General features: G+C 68.6%; 16 protein-coding genes. 11 read left to right on the top strand and 5 right to left on the bottom strand.

Annotation, left to right across the window (positions count from 1 at the left end; all coding sequences use genetic code 11):
* Positions 1 to 262: 262 nt before the first annotated feature.
* Positions 263 to 904, top strand: a complete 642-nt coding sequence (locus tag VMT65_RS28890) for a DUF4389 domain-containing protein (protein WP_326311912.1) — start codon at positions 263 to 265, stop codon at positions 902 to 904.
* Here the strand turns inward: VMT65_RS28890 and VMT65_RS28895 are convergent.
* The 3 genes from VMT65_RS28895 to VMT65_RS28905 form a co-directional block, all read right to left on the bottom strand.
* Positions 868 to 1,749: an ABC transporter ATP-binding protein gene (locus VMT65_RS28895; protein WP_442790335.1), complete on the bottom strand. Its 882-nt coding sequence runs from the start codon at positions 1,747 to 1,749 to the stop codon at positions 868 to 870. The genes VMT65_RS28890 and VMT65_RS28895 overlap by 37 nt on opposite strands.
* Before the next feature lie 104 nt (positions 1,750 to 1,853).
* The gene (locus tag VMT65_RS28900; RefSeq protein ID WP_326311641.1) at positions 1,854 to 2,669 is read right to left on the bottom strand and encodes an ABC transporter permease; all 816 of its coding nucleotides are present in this window, start codon (positions 2,667 to 2,669) and stop codon (positions 1,854 to 1,856) included.
* Complete coding sequence (locus VMT65_RS28905; protein WP_326311642.1) at positions 2,662 to 3,465, bottom strand: ABC transporter permease; 804 nt, start codon at positions 3,463 to 3,465, stop codon at positions 2,662 to 2,664. Before VMT65_RS28905 ends, VMT65_RS28900 begins: the two co-directional genes overlap by 8 nt.
* 154 nt (positions 3,466 to 3,619) lie before the next feature.
* On the opposite strand from VMT65_RS28905, the gene ectB reads away from it, so the two are divergent.
* Positions 3,620 to 4,882: a diaminobutyrate--2-oxoglutarate transaminase gene (gene ectB, locus VMT65_RS28910; RefSeq protein ID WP_326311643.1), complete on the top strand. Its 1,263-nt coding sequence runs from the start codon at positions 3,620 to 3,622 to the stop codon at positions 4,880 to 4,882.
* A gap of 71 nt (positions 4,883 to 4,953) precedes the next feature.
* Here ectB and VMT65_RS28915 read toward each other — a convergent pair whose 3' ends face one another.
* A complete protein-coding gene (locus VMT65_RS28915) occupies positions 4,954 to 7,056 on the bottom strand; it encodes a serine/threonine-protein kinase (protein ID WP_326311644.1) in 2,103 nt (700 codons plus the stop codon).
* Positions 7,057 to 7,295: 239 nt separating this feature from the next.
* Between VMT65_RS28915 and VMT65_RS28920 the strand changes: the two genes are divergently transcribed.
* From VMT65_RS28920 to VMT65_RS28950, 7 genes are all read left to right on the top strand, one after another.
* A complete protein-coding gene (locus VMT65_RS28920) occupies positions 7,296 to 8,108 on the top strand; it encodes an ABC transporter permease (protein ID WP_326311645.1) in 813 nt (270 codons plus the stop codon).
* Positions 8,081 to 8,947, top strand: a complete 867-nt coding sequence (locus VMT65_RS28925; RefSeq protein WP_326311646.1) for an ABC transporter ATP-binding protein — start codon at positions 8,081 to 8,083, stop codon at positions 8,945 to 8,947. Before VMT65_RS28920 ends, VMT65_RS28925 begins: the two co-directional genes overlap by 28 nt.
* Entirely contained in the window at positions 8,944 to 9,939 is a 996-nt protein-coding gene (locus tag VMT65_RS28930) for an ABC transporter substrate-binding protein (protein WP_326311647.1), read from the top strand. The genes VMT65_RS28925 and VMT65_RS28930 overlap by 4 nt, the downstream gene beginning before the upstream one ends.
* Before the next feature lie 10 nt (positions 9,940 to 9,949).
* Positions 9,950 to 11,095 (top strand): LLM class flavin-dependent oxidoreductase, encoded by a 1,146-nt coding sequence (locus VMT65_RS28935; RefSeq protein WP_326311648.1) that lies wholly within the window; start codon positions 9,950 to 9,952, stop codon positions 11,093 to 11,095.
* 175 nt (positions 11,096 to 11,270) lie between these two features.
* Positions 11,271 to 11,549, top strand: coding sequence for a hypothetical protein (locus tag VMT65_RS28940; RefSeq protein ID WP_326311649.1), 279 nt, complete (start codon positions 11,271 to 11,273; stop codon positions 11,547 to 11,549).
* Between the two features lie 67 nt (positions 11,550 to 11,616).
* On the top strand, positions 11,617 to 14,541 hold the full coding sequence (locus VMT65_RS28945) for a helix-turn-helix transcriptional regulator (RefSeq protein ID WP_326311650.1): 2,925 nt from the start codon (positions 11,617 to 11,619) through the stop codon (positions 14,539 to 14,541).
* 58 nt (positions 14,542 to 14,599) lie between these two features.
* Positions 14,600 to 16,282, top strand: coding sequence for a bifunctional metallophosphatase/5'-nucleotidase (locus VMT65_RS28950; protein ID WP_326311651.1), 1,683 nt, complete (start codon positions 14,600 to 14,602; stop codon positions 16,280 to 16,282).
* Positions 16,283 to 16,299: 17 nt separating this feature from the next.
* On the opposite strand, the gene VMT65_RS28955 is transcribed toward VMT65_RS28950, so the two are convergent.
* A complete protein-coding gene (locus VMT65_RS28955) occupies positions 16,300 to 17,577 on the bottom strand; it encodes an oxygenase MpaB family protein (RefSeq protein ID WP_326311652.1) in 1,278 nt (425 codons plus the stop codon).
* 216 nt (positions 17,578 to 17,793) lie between these two features.
* On the opposite strand from VMT65_RS28955, the gene VMT65_RS28960 reads away from it, so the two are divergent.
* Positions 17,794 to 18,348: an HD domain-containing protein gene (locus VMT65_RS28960; protein WP_326311653.1), complete on the top strand. Its 555-nt coding sequence runs from the start codon at positions 17,794 to 17,796 to the stop codon at positions 18,346 to 18,348.
* Positions 18,349 to 18,551: 203 nt separating this feature from the next.
* Entirely contained in the window at positions 18,552 to 19,460 is a 909-nt protein-coding gene (locus VMT65_RS28965; protein WP_326311654.1) for a LysR family transcriptional regulator, read from the top strand.
* Positions 19,461 to 19,536: the final 76 nt, after the last annotated feature.

Raw genomic sequence — 19,536 nt, forward strand, 5'->3', positions numbered from 1 at the left:
CCGCTCCAGCGTCGACCCGGGTCGAACACATGGAGAATTGTCAGCAACGTCGCACATGAGCCCGGTGGCCGCAATTCGAAACGGGTCGATGTGGTGTGCGGAACTCGCTGTCGTGCGCGCTATTACGAATCTGGTCACAATGTGTGAGAAGCAGATGTGATCTCCGCGTCGCCGGGGAAACAATGGGGTGAACAACGGCTCACCGCTGTTCGGGTGGCGGTCGCGAGGGCGTGGCCGCCCGCACTCGAGAGGAGTGACGGCCATGCAGCCAAATCCCGTTTATCCGGTGCGCGTACGCGGCGATCTCGACCCGGGGCTGTCCCGCTGGATGTGGATCGTCAAGTGGATCCTTGCCATTCCACACTATATTGTCCTGATCTTTCTGAGCATCGCCTATCTCGTCGTCTCGATCATCGCCTTCTTCGCCATCCTGTTCACCCGGTCGTATCCGCGTGCGCTCTTCGACTTCAATGTCGGTGTGCTGCGCTGGAGTTGGCGTGTGCGTTTCTACGCGTTGTCGCAACTGGGCACCGACCGTTACCCGCCGTTCACCCTCGCGTCGGACCCGAGTTATCCCGCCGATCTGGAAGTCGACTATCCCGAAACGCTCAATCGCTGGATGGTCTTGATCAAATGGTGGCTGCTGGCGATTCCGCAGTATCTGATTGTCGCCGCGTTCATGGGCGGTGGCCGGAATACGATGTCGCTCTTGCTGATTCTCTTGCTCATCGCCGCCATCGGTCTGCTGTTAACGGGCGCGTATCCGGCGGGCCTGTACGACTTCGCGATGGGAATCAACCGCTGGACGCTGCGGGTGCGCGCCTACGCCTCGCTCATGACCGACGCCTATCCGCCGTTCCGGCTCGATCAGGGCGCGAGGGAACCCGACGCCGCGGCCTCGTAGAGCCGCCGCACCACGTCCTCGATATCGGGTTCCTCGATGGACAGGTCGCGGACCTCCGCGCGCGCGGACACCGCCGTGAGCAACTGTGCGGCAGTGGTTATTTCGGTGTCGAAGGCCAACCGCTGCCGCATGCCCGCGCCCGCGCTGTCGAGAAGCTTGGCCCCGGGCAGATCGGCCAGGTCCGGGGTGGGCTCGGCGAGGTCGACGGTCAGCACCCGCTGTGCGCCGACCATCGCGCCGAGCCCGGTCAGCGAGCCGTCGTAGACCAGTCGACCGTGGTCGACCACCAGCACCCGCTCGCACAGCCGCTCGATATCGCCCATATCGTGGGTGGTGAGCAGCAGGGTGGTGCCGCGCTGGGTGCGCTCGTAGCGCAGGAATTCGCGTAATCGCTGCTTGGACAACACATCCAGGCCAATCGTCGGCTCGTCGAGGATGACCAGCTCCGGCGAATGCAACAGGGCCGCCGCGACTTCCGCGCGCATGCGCTGACCCAGCGAGAGCTGGCGCACCGGGGTGTCGAGGGTGCCCTCCATCTCCAGCTGGGCGACGAGCTCCGCGGTGCGGGTGCGCGCCGCCGACGGGGTCAGCCGGTGAATGGCGGCCAGGATCGAAAACGATTCGCGCAGCGGCAGATCCCACCACAGCTGCGAGCGCTGCCCGAACACCACCCCGATGCGCCCGGCCAGCTCGCGCCGCTGCCGCACCGGGTCCAGTCCGCAGGTGCGCAATCGCCCGGCGGTGGGCACCAGGATGCCGGTGATCATCTTGATGGTGGTGGACTTGCCCGCCCCGTTCGCGCCGATGTACCCGACCGCCGCGCCGGGTTCCACTCGAAAGCTCATGTCGTCCACCGCGGTGAGCAGTTCGCGCCGCCGTCGCCAGCGGCCCTCCTTGCGGCTGAGCACGAATGTTCTTGTCAGTCCCTCGATATCGATGATCGCGTCGCTCACCCGCCGCCTCCTTGATAGTGCCTGGTACCCAGTCGCCACAGGAACAGCGCCGCGGCCCACACCCACAGCGCCGCGAACGGCGCGGCCCACGCCAGCCAACTCGGCAGCAGTGCCGGTCCGGGCTGTCCCAACAGCGCGATGGCGGGCAGGTACGAGGTGAAGGCGACCGGGATGAGAAATCCGAAAACAAGTTTCATCGGGGCGGGGAACACCGATGTCGGCTGCATGGACGCGTACGACCCGCCGTAGGTGAAGGAATTGGTCAGTTCCGCGCCGTCGATGAGGAAGAACTGCACCCCGGCCGCGCACACGAAAAGCCCGGCGAAGATGGCGATTCCGGAAAGCAGGGTGATGACGAACAGCACCGCGTGCGCGGGCGTCCATTGAATATCGTTGCGCACCAGTCCGAATGCCAGCACGGTGGCGGCGACCCCGATCCGCGCGACCCGCCGCAACTGGATATCGCTGGTCATGAGCTGCATCAGCAACGGCTGCGGCCGCAGATAGAACGCGTCGAGCTGGCCCATTCGAATGTAGTTGGGCAGCGTGTCGGCGTGCCCCACCACCATGTCCGCGATGGCGAAACAGGTATTGCTGAGCCCGAACAACAGCAGCATGCCGTTCAGGTCGAGTCCGCCCAATCGCGACACATTGTGGAAGATCACCCACATTTCGGCGAATTCCACCAGCCCGATCAGGAAGGCGCTCAGCAGATCCGTGGCGAAGGACAGCGGATAGGCCCGTTGCGCGCGCAGCCGCGACCCGAGCACGGCGCGGTAGGGCGTGAGACGTGAGGGGCGTGCCTCACCCACCCTGCACCTCCAGCTTGCGGCGTCCGGCCCGCAGCAGCAGTTGGCCGACGCTCACCAATACCAGTAACCAGAAGCATTGCACGACAAGGATTTCCACCGCATCCATCCCGGTGGTTCGGCCGGAGAGAACATCGATCGGCCACTGCAGCATGGACGGGAACGGCGTGGCGTAGGCAATGGCGCGCAACCACCCCGGGAACAGGTGCAGGGGCGCGAACAGCCCGGCCAGGAAGGTGCCCAGGATCATGTGCAGCGCGCGCAGGCCGCGCGTCTCGATGAGCCAGAATCCGGCCAGGCACACCGCGAACATGGACAGGAACGACAGCACCATGGCCAGCAGCAGGCTGATCGCCCCGAGCACGTAGGGGCCGGGTGTGGTCGGGAAGGCCAGCCCGAAGGTGATGACCCCGACGGCGACGCTCGGCAGCCCGCGTGGCACCAGCGTGCACACCGCGCGCCCCAGATACTCGGCCAGGTGCGCGAATTGGATGTCGATGGGCCGCAGGAAGTCGATGACCACGTCGCCGGTGCGGATGCGCTCCACGATGTCGGGCAGGGTCCAGAAGGCGATGGCCCCGAGCAGTCCCTGCGAGAGCCAGATGTACGCGCCGATGGTGCCGCGGTCGTAACCGCCGAAGCCGCTGTTCACCCGGACCGCGGTCATGAGCACCGCGGCCCGGACGAATCCGAACACCAGATTGGTGATGAGCCCCGCCAGCATGGCGAGGCGGTAGTGCGATTGCCTGCGAAACCCTGCCCGGACGAGCTGCCAGTACACCCCCACGTCACTGCGCACAAGAGGTTCACCTTACGGGAACTGTCATGTCCGAGTCCAGGTTTGGGTGAAACGATGGTGGGGACGACCGAATTTGTCGAAAATGGTCATGTTTCAGAGTTGGCGATGGTAGAAACATCAACGTTTCACTCTGTTGCGAACGCTAGGACCGCCGATGACCATTGCCGAGACGACCGTTTTCGAGGCGCTCGAATCCAATGTGCGTGGTTACTGCCGTTCCTGGCCCGCCGTGTTCGACACCGCGCGCGGCGCCTGGCTCACCGACGTCAACGGCAAGGAATACCTGGACTTCTTCGCCGGAGCCGGCGCCCTGAACTACGGGCACAACAATCCGCTGCTCAAGCAGGCCCTCATCGACTATCTGGTCGGCGACGGCATCACCCACGGGCTGGACATGTCCACCGTCGCCAAGCAGCGGCTGCTCGAGACCATGCGCGATCTGCTGCTGGTACCGCGCGGCCTGGACTACAAGGTGCAGTTCCCCGGCCCGACCGGAGCCAATGCCGTGGAGGCCGCGCTCAAGCTGGCGCGCAAGGTCACCGGCCGCACCACGGTCCTGAACTTCACCAATGCCTTCCACGGCATGACCCTGGGCGCGCTGTCGGTCACCGGCAATGCCGCCAAGCGCGCGGGCGCGGGCGTGCCGCTGGTGCACGCCACCCCGATGCCCTACGACGGCTTTCTGGATGAGCCCGAGGACCTTTCGTGGATGCGCCGTGCCCTCGACGACAGCTCCTCGGGCCTGGACAAGCCCGCCGCGGTGATCGTGGAGACCGTGCAGGGCGAGGGCGGGGTCAATGTGGCCCGCGCCGACTGGCTGCGCCACCTCGCCGAACTGTGCGCCGCCCGCGGGATTCTGCTCATCGTCGACGACGTGCAGATGGGCTGCGGCCGCACCGGCCCGTTCTTCTCCTTCGAGATCGCGGGCATCACACCCGATATCGTCACGCTGTCGAAATCCATTGGCGGCTACGGCCTCCCGATGGCGCTGGTGCTCATGCGCCGCGAGCTCGACCAGTGGGCTCCCGGTGAGCACAATGGCACCTTCCGCGGCAACAATGCGGCCTTCGTCACCGCCGAGGTGGCGCTGCGCCACTACTGGTCCGACGATCGTCTGGAGCACTCGACGCTGGCCAAGGGCGAGCGCATCCACCGGCACCTGGCCACGCTGGCCGACTCGTTCGACGGAATCATCACGCGCGGACGCGGTCTGGTGCAGGGCCTGGTCTTCGCCGACGCCTCGCAGGCGACCAAGGTCTGCCGCGTCGCCTTCGAGCACGGCCTGCTCGTCGAGACCTCCGGCTCCTGCGACGAAGTCGTGAAACTGCTTCCCCCACTCACCGTCACCGAGGACGAAATCACCCACGGCCTGGGCATTCTCAGCCGAGCCGTGGATATCGTCCGCGACGGTCACTAGACGTCGGTCACCGCCCACACCGGTGCCGACCCGGTGCCGGGTTCCCAGCTGCGGAGGGAACCCGGCACCACCTACACGGTGAAGTACTTCTCGAACCAGGCGCGCAGCGCCGCATCGTCTTTGGGCGAGTTGCCCGGGTAATCGGCGGGCGATCCGTTGACAATGACGAACAGGTGCAGGTCCTCGTAGATGGCGACCAGTGCGGGCCGGGCCGGATCGGCGACCTTGGACACGAAGCAGAAATACCGCCCGATGGGCGTGTTCTGCTTGCGCCATACCTCGTCCGAGCCGGAGCCGCCGCACGCGTGCCCGCCGAACTGGCTGAGGTCGGCCTGGTAGAGCGCCTTGGCCGAGTCTGTGTTGGGGAGGGCGACGAACGAGACGCCCGGATCGTCGACCTTGGTGTCGCAGTCGACGATCGCGGTCGCCGGACCGACGGGTGGATTGGTGTGGCGGCAGTTGCGGCGGACATAGGGATCGTTGAGACGGCCGAGCAGGCTTTGGTCGGCGCTGGTGAAATCGTCGGGATCACGTGCCCGGTCCTTCGTGAGCAGTTGCCCGATGGACCATTTCGCGTAGTAGTCGCGTAGCGCGGTGCTGTTCGCACCGGACCAGATGTAGGAGACCAGCGCCAGTTCGGTCTCATCGGTCATCACCAGGCCGGGATTGGCGTCACCGTTGCTGCGGTCGACGTAGCACGCCTTGCGGCCGATCTCCTTGCCGTCCTTCAGCGATGGTCCGTCCTTGCCCGCCGGATCCGAGGAGCAGGCGGTGGCGCCGAAGATTCCCATGAAGTTATCGGTGTAGAAGTCGTGCATCCCGCTCGCGGTCTTGAAGCGGAAGAACCGGGCGGCCGGTGCCGAGGCGTCCGGATTGGGATCGCACAGCACGAAGGCCACGGTGGCGGCGTCGGGATTCCCGTGCACGCAATTGGCCCGGTGGTATCCGGCCGAACTGGACAGCGAGAGCAGGTCGACATCGGGTCCGCGCAGGGTCGACGCGTCCCCGACCGGTGTCCCGGGTGTCGTGTGCCGCCAATAGGCCCAGCCCGCGAAGCCCAGCGACGCGGCGACCGCGATGAGGACACCCAGCAGGGCTGCTGCCTGGCGTAGCCGACCGCGGGAACGCGCACGGGAATTCGGGCCCGATTTCTCCCCTGTCGGATCCGATGCCGTCGGTGCGGGTGTCTGTGCCTCGCCGGAACCGGTGCCTGTTGTGACGCCGCTCGTGATGGTCTCAGTCGTATCCGTGTGCCCGCGTGCCGGATTCGCGGCGGTACGCGGGCCGGACCCGGTGGCCGTCGGCGCGCTCGGATCCGCATGCCGCCCGCTCGCACGGTCACCGAGGGCCGCGCGCGCCGCAGCGGCGAGTTCGCCTGCCGTGCCATAGCGTTCGCCGGGTTCCTTGGCCATCCCGCGGGCCACGACCGCGTCGAAGGCGGCCGGCACCGTGGGACGGACCAGACTCGGCCGGGGAATCGGATCGAAGAGGTGCGCGCGCATCAACTGCGCCTCATTGCTCGCGGAGAACGGGCGTGTGCCGGTGAGGCATTCGAACAGCACACAGGTCAGGGCGTAGACGTCGGCGGGCGGGCCGAGCTCGACGCTGGAGAAGCGTTCGGGGGACATGTAGCGGTAGGAGCCGACGGCCTGGCCGTCGCGGGTGAGGGATTCGTCGGTGGCGGACTGGGCGATGCCGAAATCCACCAGGTACACGAAGCCGCCGTGGGTGACGAGGATATTGTCCGGCTTCACATCTCGATGCAGCAGACCGTCACGGTGGGCGGCATCCAGGGCCGCGGCCACCTGTTCGACGACCGAGACCGCGTCCTCGGGTGAGCCGGGACCGTGCCGGTGCAGCAGCGAGCGCAGGCTGTCGCCGTCGACCAGGCGCATATCGATGAACAGGCGGCCGTCGATCTCGCCGTAGTCGTGGATCGGGATGACGTGCGCCTCCCGAAGCCGCGCCGCCGCATGGGATTCGCGCTGGAAGCGCTGCCGGTACACGGTGTCCTCGGCGAGCCGCTCGGGCAGCACCTTGATGGCCACCGTGCGGTCCTTGACCGTGTCGTAGGCCTGATAGACCTCCCCCATGCCCCCGCGTCCGATCAATTTCTCGAGCCGGTAGGGCCCGAATCGGGATCCGACGGTGAGCGGGTGATTCGGACCGTTCATGCGTGTCCTCGGCTCCTCGCTGCGGATTCATTGTGGCAGCCGAGCTCTCGGGCAAGCCCAGAATCACGCGGATTACAACCGGTGACCGGGCGGGACGCGACCGGCAAGGTCGATGGACGGCGGGCTGTGTTTGCGCTACCACGAGCGCAGGCCCTCGACCGCCGCCGCATTGCCTGCGGGTAATGCGCATTGCCTCCGGGCAATGACCGTCCCCGTCCCCGTTCGCCCGAGGTGCTGTCGTGTCCTCAATTGCCGTGCAGGCCAGGCCGCTTGCGGCCCGTGTGCGTCTGCCGCGCGTGTCCGTCCTGGCGCGGTTCGTCGCGCCGGTGCTGCTGGTGGTGATCTGGCAGGTGGCCAGTGCCACCGGGGTGTTGCCCGAGCGGCTGCTGGCCTCGCCGGTGACCGTGGTACAGACGGCCATCGATCTGATCAAGGACGGCACCCTCGGCAAGGCGCTGTCGGTGTCGCTGCAGCGCGCGGCCCTGGGCTTCGTCATCGGCGCGGCGTTCGGCATCGGGCTGGCGCTGGTGGCCGGATTGAGCCGGGTGGGGGAGTACCTGGTCGACCCGATTCTGCAGATGCTGCGGACGCTGCCGTTCTACGGCCTGATCCCGCTGTTCATCCTGTGGTTCGGCATCGGTGAGCTGCCCAAGATCGTGCTGGTCGCCTTCGGCGTCGCGGTTCCCCTGTACCTCAATACCTTCGCGGGCATCCGCAGCGTGGACGCCAAGCTGGCCGAACTGGCGCAGGTGCAGCGGTTGAGCCGCTTCCAGCTGATCCGCCACATCGTGCTGCCGGGCGCGCTGCCGCAGACGCTGGTCGGGCTGCGGCAATCCCTCGGTGTGGCGTGGCTGGCGCTGATCGTGGCCGAACAGGTGAATGCCGATGCGGGCCTGGGCTTCATGATCAACGACGCCCGCGAGTTCCTGCGCACCGATGTGGTCGTGGTCGGCCTGCTCGTCTACAGCGCGCTCGGTCTGCTCACCGACGCACTGGTCCGTTCCATCGAGAGGAGAGCGCTGACATGGCGACGCGACTTCCTGGCACACTGACCGATTCGGTGATCGCGGCGACGCTGGCCGAGCTGACGGAGACCGCTGCCGATGCGGCGGTTCCTACCGACACCGTGCCTCCCGCCGACACCTCGGCCACCATCGACACTGAGGACACGGCCGCCGCCGAGCCGCCGGTGGTGCGAATCCGTGGTCTGGTCAAGGACTTCGGCGAACGCCGGGTGCTGCACGGACTGGATCTCGACATCCGACCCGGCGAGTTCGTGGCCCTGCTCGGCCGCAGCGGCTCCGGCAAATCGACCCTGCTGCGCGCCCTCTCGGGCCTGGACGATCACACCGAGGGCGAGCTGACTCGCACCGGCGAGGTGGCCGTCGCCTTCCAAGAGCCGCGCCTGGTCCCGTGGAAGCGCGTGCGCGACAACGTCACCCTGGGCCTGCGCCACGAAAACCCCAAGGCCGCAGCGGAAGCCGCACTGGCCGAGGTGGGCCTGGCCGAGCGCGGCGGGGCGTGGCCGCTCACCCTCTCCGGCGGCGAGGCCCAGCGTGCCTCGCTGGCCCGCGCCCTGGTCCGCGAGCCGGATCTGCTGCTGCTCGACGAGCCCTTCAGCGCGCTGGATGCCCTGACCCGCATCACGATTCACAACCTGGTGCTGGACCTGTGGGCCAAGCACCGACCCGGCGTGCTGCTGGTCACCCACGATGTGGACGAGGCGCTGCTGCTCGCCGATCGCGCGCTGGTGCTGGTGGACGGCCGCATCGGCCGCGAGATCGCCATCGACCTGCCGCGTCCACGTCGCCGCGACCATCCCGAATTCCTGGCCCTGCGTACGGCTTTGCTCGCCGAGCTCGGCGTCTCCCCGGAAGGAACCCACGAATGAGATCCAAACGCCTGTTCGCCGCCCTGGCGGTCGCCACGGCCCTGGTCGCGGCGGCGTGCTCGTCCGGCGGCGACGATACCAAGGGCGTGAACGCGGACGGTTCGGTGGACCTGTCGCAGGTGACCCTGCACCTGGGCGATCAGAAGGGGCAGGCGCTGCAGGCCCTGCTCGAGGTCTCCGGCCAGGCGAAAGACCTGCCCTACAAGGTGGAATGGTCCAGCTTCACCGCGGGCCCGCCGATGCTCGAGGCCATCAACGCCGGGTCCATCGACTTCGGCGGCGTGGGTGACGCCCCGCCGGTCTTCGCGGCGGCGGCCAAATCGCAGATCAAGATCGCCGGTGTCTACGACTCGGGCGCGGCTGGCAGTGCGGTGGTGGTGCCCAAGGATTCGGCCATCAAGGATCCGAAGGATCTGCGCGGCAAGAAGATCGCGGTCACCAAGGGCAGCTCGGCGCACTACCACCTGCTGTCGGTGCTGACCAAGGCCGGGCTCACCTTCGCCGATATCGAGCCGCAGTACCTGCAGCCGGCCGACGCGCTGGCGGCCCTGTCCACCGGCCGGGTGGACGCCTGGACCGTGTGGGATCCCTATGTGGCCCAGGCCGAACTGTCGGGCAACCGGGTCCTGGTGGACGGCAACGGCTATATCAAGCCGGACAGCTTCTGGGTGGTGGGCTCGAAGACCTTGGGCAACAAGGCGAATGCCGCCGCGGTGCGCGACCTGCTGGGCCGCATCCAGCGCGCGCACACCTGGATCACCAGCCACCGCGAGGACTGGGCCAAGCAGTCCTCGGCCATTACCGGCGTGCCCTACGACGTCACGCTGCTGGCGGTGAATCGCGGCAATTTCCAGGACCATCCGCTCGACGACGCCACCATCACCGCCGAACAGCAGGTGGCCGACGCCTTCTCCGACGCCAAGCTGATCCCCGGCAAGGTGAAGATCACCGACTACATCGACACCCGCTACAACGACCGCTTCACCTCCTAGGAGTCCCCGAATGAGCCTGTCGTTCCACTGGTTCCTGCCCACCTCCGGCGACTCGCGCGGCCTGGTGGTCGGCGGCCACGGCACCCCGATGTCCGGTGACCGTCCGGCCTCGCTGCACTATCTGAACCAGATTTCGGCGGCCGCCGAGAGCAATGGTTTCGAGGCCGTGCTCACCCCCACCGGTTCCTGGTGCGAGGACGCCTGGCTGACCACCGCCATGCTGGTGGAGACCACCGAGACGCTGAAATTCCTGGTGGCCCTGCGGCCCGGGCTGATGAGCCCGACGCTGGCCGCGCAGATGGCGGGCACCTTCCAGCGGCACTCCCGGGGACGGCTGCTCATCAATGTGGTCACCGGCGGCGAACCGCTCGAGCAGGCGGCCTACGGCGACTTCGCCGACAAGGAGTCCCGCTACACCCGCACCGGCGAGTTCCTGCACGTGGTGCGGTCGCTGTGGGAGTCGCACGAGCCGATCACGTTCCGCGGCGAGCACATTCGCGTCGAGAATGCGCTGCTGCACAATCGGCCCGACCCGATTCCGCCGGTGTTCTTCGGCGGCTCCTCGGCCCCGGCCGGACCGGTCGCGGCCCGCTACGCCGACACCTACCTCACCTGGGGTGAGCCGGTGCTGGCCGTGAGCCGCAAGCTGGACTGGATTCGCGGGCTCGCCGTGGACCACGGCCGCCGCCTCGACTACGGCCTGCGCATTCACGTCATCACCCGCGACACCGCCGAGGAGGCGTGGGCGGTGGCCGACAAGCTGCTCGCCGGCATCGACCCCGCCGATATCGAGCGCGTCCAGGCCGCCCTGGCCAAGAGCGAATCCGAGGGCCAGCGCCGCATGTCGGAGCTGCACAACGGCAGCACCGACCGCCTCGAGATCGCGCCCAACCTGTGGGCGGGTGTCGGCCTGGTGCGCGGCGGCGCGGGCACCGCCCTGGTCGGCTCGCACGCGGAGGTCGCCGAGCGACTCATCGAATACTCGAAGGCGGGCATCTCCCACTTCGTCCTCTCCGGCTACCCGCATCTGGAGGAGGCGTACTGGTTCGGCGAGGGCGTGCTGCCGATCCTGGAACGAAAGGGCCTGTGGCAGCACCCGATTCGCCGTCCCGCCGGCCAGCTCGTGACACCCTTCGCCAGCGCCTCCAGCAGCTAGACCGTCACCGGTCGGGGGGCGGCGGCAATGGTGCGGAATCGTGGGTATTCGGGTTCATGCCGCCGTCCGGTGGGTTGAGTATCGGCGATGAGTATTTCGGCCGACGTCTGGAGCCCAGGAGCCTTCGTACGCTTCCGGCATCACCCCGCCGCGGGTGGTTCGAAGGAGGCAAATCATGTCCTACATCCACATCACCCACACGCCCGGCCTGGGCCTGAAGGAATACCGGAAGGTCCGCGAGGAGTTGGGGCCGGAGCCGATCGAGGGCAACCGGTTACACATCGTCGGCGAGCTCGACGGTGTGCTGCACATCGTCGACGTCTGGGATTCCGCCGCCGTGGGCGACAAGTTCGCCGCCGAGCGCCTCTTCCCGGTCTTCGAGCGCCTCGGCATCAAGCCCGGACCCGATGCCACCATCGAGGCCTTCGAGGGCGAGGTCACCAACCGGGGCTGACCGACCGGATATCCCGGGCGGGTGCCTCGGCCTGCGGGTAGCGTGCGGTCCGGAGGTATCCGTGTCGATGGATTTCGTCGGGCGCGACCGTGAGCTCGCGGAACTGCGACGCCGTTGGGAGGCGGCGGAACGGGGAGCGCCGTGCCTGGTCGTCTGCACCGGTGAGGCGGGCATCGGCAAGACCCGCCTGGCCGACGAATTCACCGCATGGGTCCGCACGCGGGGTGGCCGCACACTGCACGCGCGGGCACTGGAAGCCCGGGATACGCCGCCGTTCTGGCTGTGGCGGCAGGCCTTCGGCTCGCCCGGCCCCGAGATCCCCGATCCCGAGGCCGCGCGGCCGCTGCTCTTCGACGGCTTCGCCGCCCGGCTCACCGGGGACGGCACGGCGGTGCTGCTGGTCATCGACGACATCCACTGGGCCGACGAGCCGTCGTTACTGGCGCTGCGGCACATCGCGCGCGGCTGGCGGGACCGGCGCATCATGGTGTGCGCCACCGCCCGCGACACCGCCGCCGACGCCTCGGACGGCTGGCGCGCCATCGCTGCGGCCCTGTTGCGGGAACCGGCGACCCACGTCCTCGAGCTGACCGGCCTGTCGCCGACGAGTGCCGCCGCCTGCCTGAGCGCCGCCGCCGAACAACCCGTGCCCGACCACATTGCCGCCGAGGCCTACGCCCTGAGCGGCGGAAACCCGTTCTATCTGCGCGAACTCGGGCGGGGGTGGCGGAGCGCGGCCGATGGCCGGACGCCTGGCACCGGCGCGGGGCCGCGCGAGGCGGTCGGCGGTGAGCTGCGACTTCCGGCCACCGTTCGCGAGGTGGTGCGCGGCCGCCTGGCGACCCTGCCCGCGCGATCGCAGGAACTGTTGCGCGCCGCCGCCATTCTCGGCGAGGACTTCTCCGTCGCGGTGGCGGCCCGCCTCATCTCCCGACCCGTCATGGACTGCCTGCACGCCCTGGACGCCGCCGTCGAATCCGGACTGCTGGTCATCGAATCACCCGGCGGCATGGTGCGATTCACGCACGCCCTGGTCCGTGCCGCGCTGCAGGACGGTTTACCGCTACAGCAGCGCGTGCTGCTGCACGCCCGGGCCGCACACGCCATCGAGGACCTCTACCCCGAGGCCCTCGACGAGCACGCCGCCGCCCTGGCACGCCACTACTCGGAATCCGCGCTGGCCGGAGATCGCGCGCTCGCGGTCCGCTGGGCTCGGCGCGCGGGTGACAATGCCCTGCGCGCCTTGGCCTTCGAGGAAGCCGCCCGGCTCTATGGCATGGCGCTCGACCACGCCGCGGGTCTCGCGGCCCCCGAACGCGCCGGACTGCTGATGGCCCGGGCCACCGCGCGACTGCGCGCGGGAGCCCTCGAATCCGCTCGTGCCGACTGTGCCGCCGCGGGCATGCTGGCCCGCCGGGCCCGGGACGCGGTCCTGCTCGCCGAATGCGCCCTGATTCTCGAGCCTGTCGGAGATCGGCTGTGGGACAGGAACATTCATGAGTGGTGTACCGAGGCGCTGGCGGTCGAAGCCGAGTATGCGTCGGTCGATGCCATGGGTCTCGCCGGCGGGGGCGAAGGCGCTGAAGTCGGTGACCACATGAACCAGACGGGAGGCGCGGACCTCAGCGGCGCGGTAGATCCCGGCGGCCGGGCGTCGGGTGGTGCCGGATTGTCGGAGGCGCTGCGGGCTCGGCTGCTGGCGCGCTCGACCGAGGCGGCCGTCTATCTGGGCCAGTGGGACGAGGTGGAGCAAACCAGTACGCGCGCACTGGCACTGGCGGCCGCGTGCGGTGACGCCGAGGCGCAGGTGGCGGCACTGCGGGCGCGGCAACTGGTGGCCACCGCGCCGGAGCAGGGACAGGAGCGCGCCCGGCTCGCGGAGCGGATGATCGCCCTGGGAGTCGAGACCCGCCGCCCGTCCACCGAGATGTGGGGACGGTTGTGGGCGATCGACAGCTACTGGGAGCAGGCCCGGCTCGCCGATATCGCCGCAGAGCTGTCCCGGCTGCGCTGGTGCGTCGAGCACACCGGCGGACCCATCGCGGAGTGGCACCTGCTCGTTGTCGAGGCGGCGCTGGCCATGGGCCGCGGTGACTGCGACGAGGCGGTGCGCATCGCCGAGCAGGCCCGCGAACGCGCCGAATCCCTCGGTCACCCGGCCGGTTTCGGCACCTACCGGGCCCAGCTGGCCAGTGCCGGTCACCATCGCGGGCACGCCCCGCAGACCCTCGAACTGCCGCCCGCGCAGCAGCGTGGTGAGGTCCGCAATCTGTTGTTCGCGGCCCTGGGCACCGCCTTCCCGCTGATCGAATCCGATCGGCGCGCCGAGGCGGAGTCGCTCTATCGCGGTCTGGGCCCACCGCCGACCTGGGTCATCCCGCCGTACTTTCGGCTCAATGCCCTCACGGTAGGCGGTGCGGTCGCCATGGGGCTCGGTGCGTCCGACGATCTCGCCTGGTTCGCCGAGCAGCTCGAGCCCTACCGGGACATGCATGTCGTCGGACTCGGGGGCAACGGCCACTATCTGGGTCCGGTCCGGCTGTGGCTCGGGAAATTCGCTGCCGCCCTGGGGGATTCGGAGGCCGCCGAGGCCGACTTCCGCGCGGCCCTGGAGGCCGCCCGGATCGCGGGAGCCCACGGCTATGTCGCCGAGGCCCAATTCGAGCTGGCCGCCGCGCTGCTGCGGCGGGGCGCCGCCGAAGACGCGCTGCCGCTGGCGAAAACCGCGCTCGCGGCGGCGGTTTCGCTGCGCATGCGGCCGTGGATCCCGCGCCTGGAGCGGCTGGTCGCCGAGGCGTCGGCGCGGGCGGTGCTGTCCCCGCGCGAACGGGAGGTCGCCGAACTGGTGGCCAAGGGGATGAGCAATCGGGAGATCGCCGCGGAACTGGTGCTGTCCGAGCGCACGGCGCAGAACCATGTGCAGCACATTCTCACCAAGCTCGGCTTCACCAACCGCGCGCAGATCGTGGCCTGGGTGAGCCGGGCCGGGTGACGGCGAATTCATCTACTCGTCGGGCGAGTGTCGTCGGCGTCTGCCACAGTCGGAGGCTATGAACGGTCGGCGACGTGTGCTGGGACTGTGTGCCGCGGTGGTGAGCCTCGGACTGGTGGCGGGGTGCGGGGGCGGTGGGGATACCGGCAAACCAGCCGGGCCGAGTGGCGTACCGCTGATCTCGACCGGTGATCTGCCCGCGGCGCAGCCGGGCGAGGTCCACCTGTTCGGCATCAATGATCTGCACGGCAACCTGCAACCGCCGGACGGATCCAATGGCAAGGTGGGTACGTACACGGCGGGCGGGGCGGCGTATCTGGCCGCGCATCTGGACCGGTTGAAGGCCGCGTATCCGGACAGCGCGATCCTGGCGGCCGGGGACAATGTGGGTGCCAGCCCGCTCATCTCCTCGCTGTTCCACGACGAGCCGACCATCGATTTCATGAATGCGGTCGGCGTCGCGGTCTCATCGGTCGGAAATCACGAATTCGACCACGGCGTCGGCGAATTGCGGCGATTGCAGCAGGGTGGCTGCGCGGCCGACGGGTGCGCACCGAGTGAACCGTTCACGGGCGCGAAGTTCCCGTACCTGGCGGCCAATGTCACCGACGGCAATGGCCAGCTGCCGCCCGGGCTGAAGCCGTGGACCATGCTCACCATCGGCGGTCACAAGATCGGCGTGATCGGCACGGTCACCACCGACACCGAGCACATCGTGTTGCCGGAGGGCATCGCGGGCTATCACTTCGGCGACGAGGCCGACGCCATCAACAAGTACGTGCCCGAGATCAAGGCGGCGGGCGCGGAGACCGTGGTGGCCCTGCTCCACGACGGCGGCGCGCAAGAGGTCCGGGGGCAGGTCGACTACAACGGGTGCGCGAACATCTCGCCGAACGTGAAAGCCTTGGCGCACAACACCGATGGCGTGGTCTCGGTCATGTTCACCGCGCACAGCCATCAGGCCTACAACTGCACCCTCGACGGCAAGGTCGTCACCCAGGCTGCCTCCTTCGGTCGCCTCATCACCGATGTGAGCCTGCGCTTCCACGACGGCAAGGTCGACGCCAAGGCCGTCAACCGGGTCGTCACCCGCGACATCACCCCCGCGCCCGCGGCCGCCCAGCTGGTGGATTTCTTTGCCGGACAGTCGAAACCGCTCGCCGAACGGGTGATCGGCAACTCCACCGCGCCGCTGCCCGCCGAACCGGCCCCGGCCGGTGACTCCCCGCTCGGCGATGTCATCGCCGACGCCATGCTCGACGCCATGACCAATGTGCAAGCGGTGGCGGCGTTCATGAATCCCGGCGGTGTGCGCGCGGGCCTGACGGGCGGCGATATCACCTACGAGCAGGCGTACACGGTGCAGCCGTTCGGCAATCAGGTGGTGGCGGTGGCGCTGACCGGGCAGCAGATCCTGAATCTGCTGGAGCAGCAATGGGATAACGTGAGCAAGCCCGCCGTGCTGTCGATCGCGGGCATCACCTACCGCTATTCCGAGGCCGCGCCCAAGGGGCACAAGGTGATCGCCGACAGCGTCCGCGTCGGCGGGCAGCCGCTGAATCCGGCGGCGTCCTACCGGGTGTCGACCAACAACTTCCTGGCCGCGGGCGGCGACGGCTTCACCGTGTTCGAACAGGGCACCGACACCAAGGTCGGGCCCATCGACCTCGACGCGTTCGAGGCGTATCTGCGCGCGCACACGACGGTGACGCCGCCGCAGAGCCGGATCGAAAAGAACTGACGCTCAGCGCGATCCGCTCAGCGCCGGAACTCCTCGACCGGGGTGAACTCGGCATCCCGGTCGCCCACCTCGTTGCGGTACCACCGTTCCCGGCGCGACCGCTGCACTCGGTCGGCGACCGCGTCCAGCCCGGGCACGGTGCGGCGCAGGGTCTCCGCGCCGAACACCACCGGTGCCTGAAGGAGTGGATGCAGCACCCACGGGAAGCGGCGCGGCATGCGATGGCGGGCATACGTGGCGGGCGGCAGCCAGAATCCGGTGTAGCCGATCTGCACGCGGTAGTTGATCTCGTCGCGAATTCGCTTGGCCCACGGCGTATCCGGCTTCGGTGCGAAGGCGGGCAGATACGACTCCACCAGCTCCTCGCCGTCCGCGCCCGCCGTGTGGGCGCGTTTGACGAAGGCCGCGAACATCAGTCGCACGGCACCGCGGAAATCCTCGGGATACCAGGTCGGCTGCACGCCGAGCAGATGTCCGACGTAGCGCCAGAAGTGCAGCGTCGCTTCGATTTCGGCGATGGTGGTCTGGTGGCCGAGGCTCCACAGCGCCAGCCCGGGGACGACGCTGCCGCCCATCAGGGTGAGCGTGGCGTCCCCGACGCTGATCGGCACACCCCAGGCGTCGTAGTCCCACTCCGGGCGTTGCATGAGCTTGCGCCGGATGAACACGTGCATGATCCGCACCCGCATGGCGGTCTGACGGCCGCGCGCACCCGCGTCCAGGCCGCCGGGCTCGGAGACGTCGATCCAGAATCGGACCGTCTCCAACTGCCGCTTGTGCGCCTTGTCCCCGGCGTACCCGCCCGCGTAGGACAGCGGTTTGGTGATCGAGCTCTCCGAGTACATTTCCAGGGTGCTCGTGGTGGCGAAGCTGAAAACCGAAGTGCCCCAGCGCCGGAACACCTTCGCGCCCTGCTCGACCAGCTCCGGATCCAGCCACGGCGGCGCGGTCTCGAACTCCTCGAACAATCGCCGCAGCGACGGCGGCGCGTCGGCCACGCTGTCCACCCCGTGCGCCAGCGCCCGATCCAGCATGGCCCGCCCGGCCTTGGGGCCGATCTCGCCGAGATACACCTCGTCGACGAAGGCCTCGGCCACCGGATCGGCCTGGTAATAGGCCGTCGCGAAGGCGCGGACGAGTTCCTCGTCGGGTTGCGGATCGAACCGGAACACCCCGCGCCACACCCGCCGCGCCCACTGCACACGCGGATCCCCGATCCGGTCCCAGTAGCGGAATTCCGTCGGAACCTTCCCCGCCGCAGCCGCTTCCAGCGTCGCGGGAGCCTTGCCTGCCATGTCCGCAGCCTAGATTTTCCGGCCGCGCGCGAGCAGAGATTTCCGGCCAATCCGAGCGATCCGAGTAAACGTGATCAATGGGATCAATCGGTCGGTCGATGCGAGGATTGTGTGCCCTTGGTCGAGATGGTCGACTCGTACTGTCCGACCGGGTGTTTGCTGAGTGTTTTCAAATCCGCCGTGGTCACTCGGCCGGTCGCGCCATAGGGTTTGCTCGTGACTCCCGCGCCTGTCTCCACCGTCGACGACCTCATGTCCCTGCTCGCCGCCTGCGAGGACGCCTGGGACATGCCGGATCGCAGCGGCGACCCGGTCGACATCCTCGACCACGACCGCCAGTGCGCCGAGATCCTGCGCCGCGACTTCCCCTCCGACGAAGAACTCCAGGTGGCGGGTCTGGTCCACGACATCGGACACGTCCTGGTCCCCGGCGACGACGCGGGTCACGGCATCCACGGCGGCAATGCGGTTCGCCCCCTGCTCGGCACCCGCGTGGCCCGCCTGGTCGAACTCCACGTCGTCGCCAAGCGCTACCTCGCCGCCACCGATTCGGCCCACGCCGCAGCCCTTTCCCCCTCCTCCCAGCGCACCCTGATCGCCCAGGGCGGTCCCATGACCCCCGACGAAATCGCCGCCTTCGAAGCGGACCCCGACTTCACCGCCGCCGTCGCCCTCCGCCGAGCCGACGACGCGGGCAAGATCATCGGCCTCACCGTCCAACCCCTGTCCACCTGGCGACCGGTCGTGGAACGCGTGGCGTCCGCTCACTGATCCGACCCGCAAGGGAATCCCCCTTCGCCTGCGCCCCTGTCTTCCGTGCGAGCCAAGCACTCGTATCTTCGCGCGAGGCGAGCCCTCGTCATCCCGGCGTGTTTTTGGCCGGGATCCACCCGTCCCCGCGGCGCATGCGATCAATCGCGCGCCGTAGCGACGGTGTCGGGCTGCCCACCGCCGCAGCGGCATAGACTCGCTCTATGCCATTGTCGCCACGAGTGCCCGATCTGGCCGCGCTCGATCTGCTGTTGTCGGTGATCGAGCTCGGGAGTTTGGGGCGGGCGGCGAAGGCGCACGGGATCAGTCAGCCGTCGGCGAGTTCGCGGATTCGGTATCTCGAGCAGCTGGTGGGGGTGCCGGTATTGGAGCGGACCACGCTCGGGTCGCGGCCCACGGCGGCGGGGGCGTTGATCGCGGAGTGGGCGCGGGATGTGGTGGACGCGGCCGCGCGGCTGGATGTCGGGATCGACAGCCTGCGCGCGCAGCGGGATTCGCGGCTGCGGGTGGCGGCCAGTCAGACCGTGGCGGAATACCTGTTCCCCAAGTGGCTGCTCGGCCTGCGCGCCCGCATGCCGGAGACCTCCATCGCGTTGGAATCGGGCAATTCGGCGGAGGTCGCCAAGGCCGTGCTCGAGGGTCGGGCCGGTATCGGCTTCGTGGAGAGCCCGCGGCTGCCGGGCGGCCTGGAAAGCCATGTGGTGGGCCGGGATCGACTGGTCGTGGTGGTGGCCCCCGGGCATCCCTGGGCCAAGCGGGGCGGGGTCGAGGCCGCCGAACTGGCGCGCACGCCGCTGATCTACCGCGAGCCCGGCTCGGGCACCCGCAACTCCTTCGAACGGGCCATGAGCAGCGACATTTCGGGCTGGGAGCCGAATGTCGCGCTGGAGCTGTCCTCCACCACGGCCATCAAGACCGCGGTCGCCGAGGGTGTCGCCCCGGCGGTGCTCAGCTCACTGGCGGTGGCCACCGAACTGGCCGAGGGCGTACTGGTCTCGCCCGCGGTGACCGGGCTGGATCTGGAGCGGCAGCTGCGGGCGATCTGGCCGACCGGGCAGAAGCCGACCGGTCCGGCACGTGACCTCTTCGCCATTGCGCGCCGCCCCATTTGAGACCTGCTGAGCTGAGCCGTATCTGAGAGTTTTGTCCGAACTGTTGACAGAGTGACTCCCATCACCATAATCTTCC

This window comes from Nocardia sp. CDC153 (assembly GCF_035818515.1).
Taxonomy (GTDB): Bacteria; Actinomycetota; Actinomycetes; order Mycobacteriales; family Mycobacteriaceae; genus Nocardia.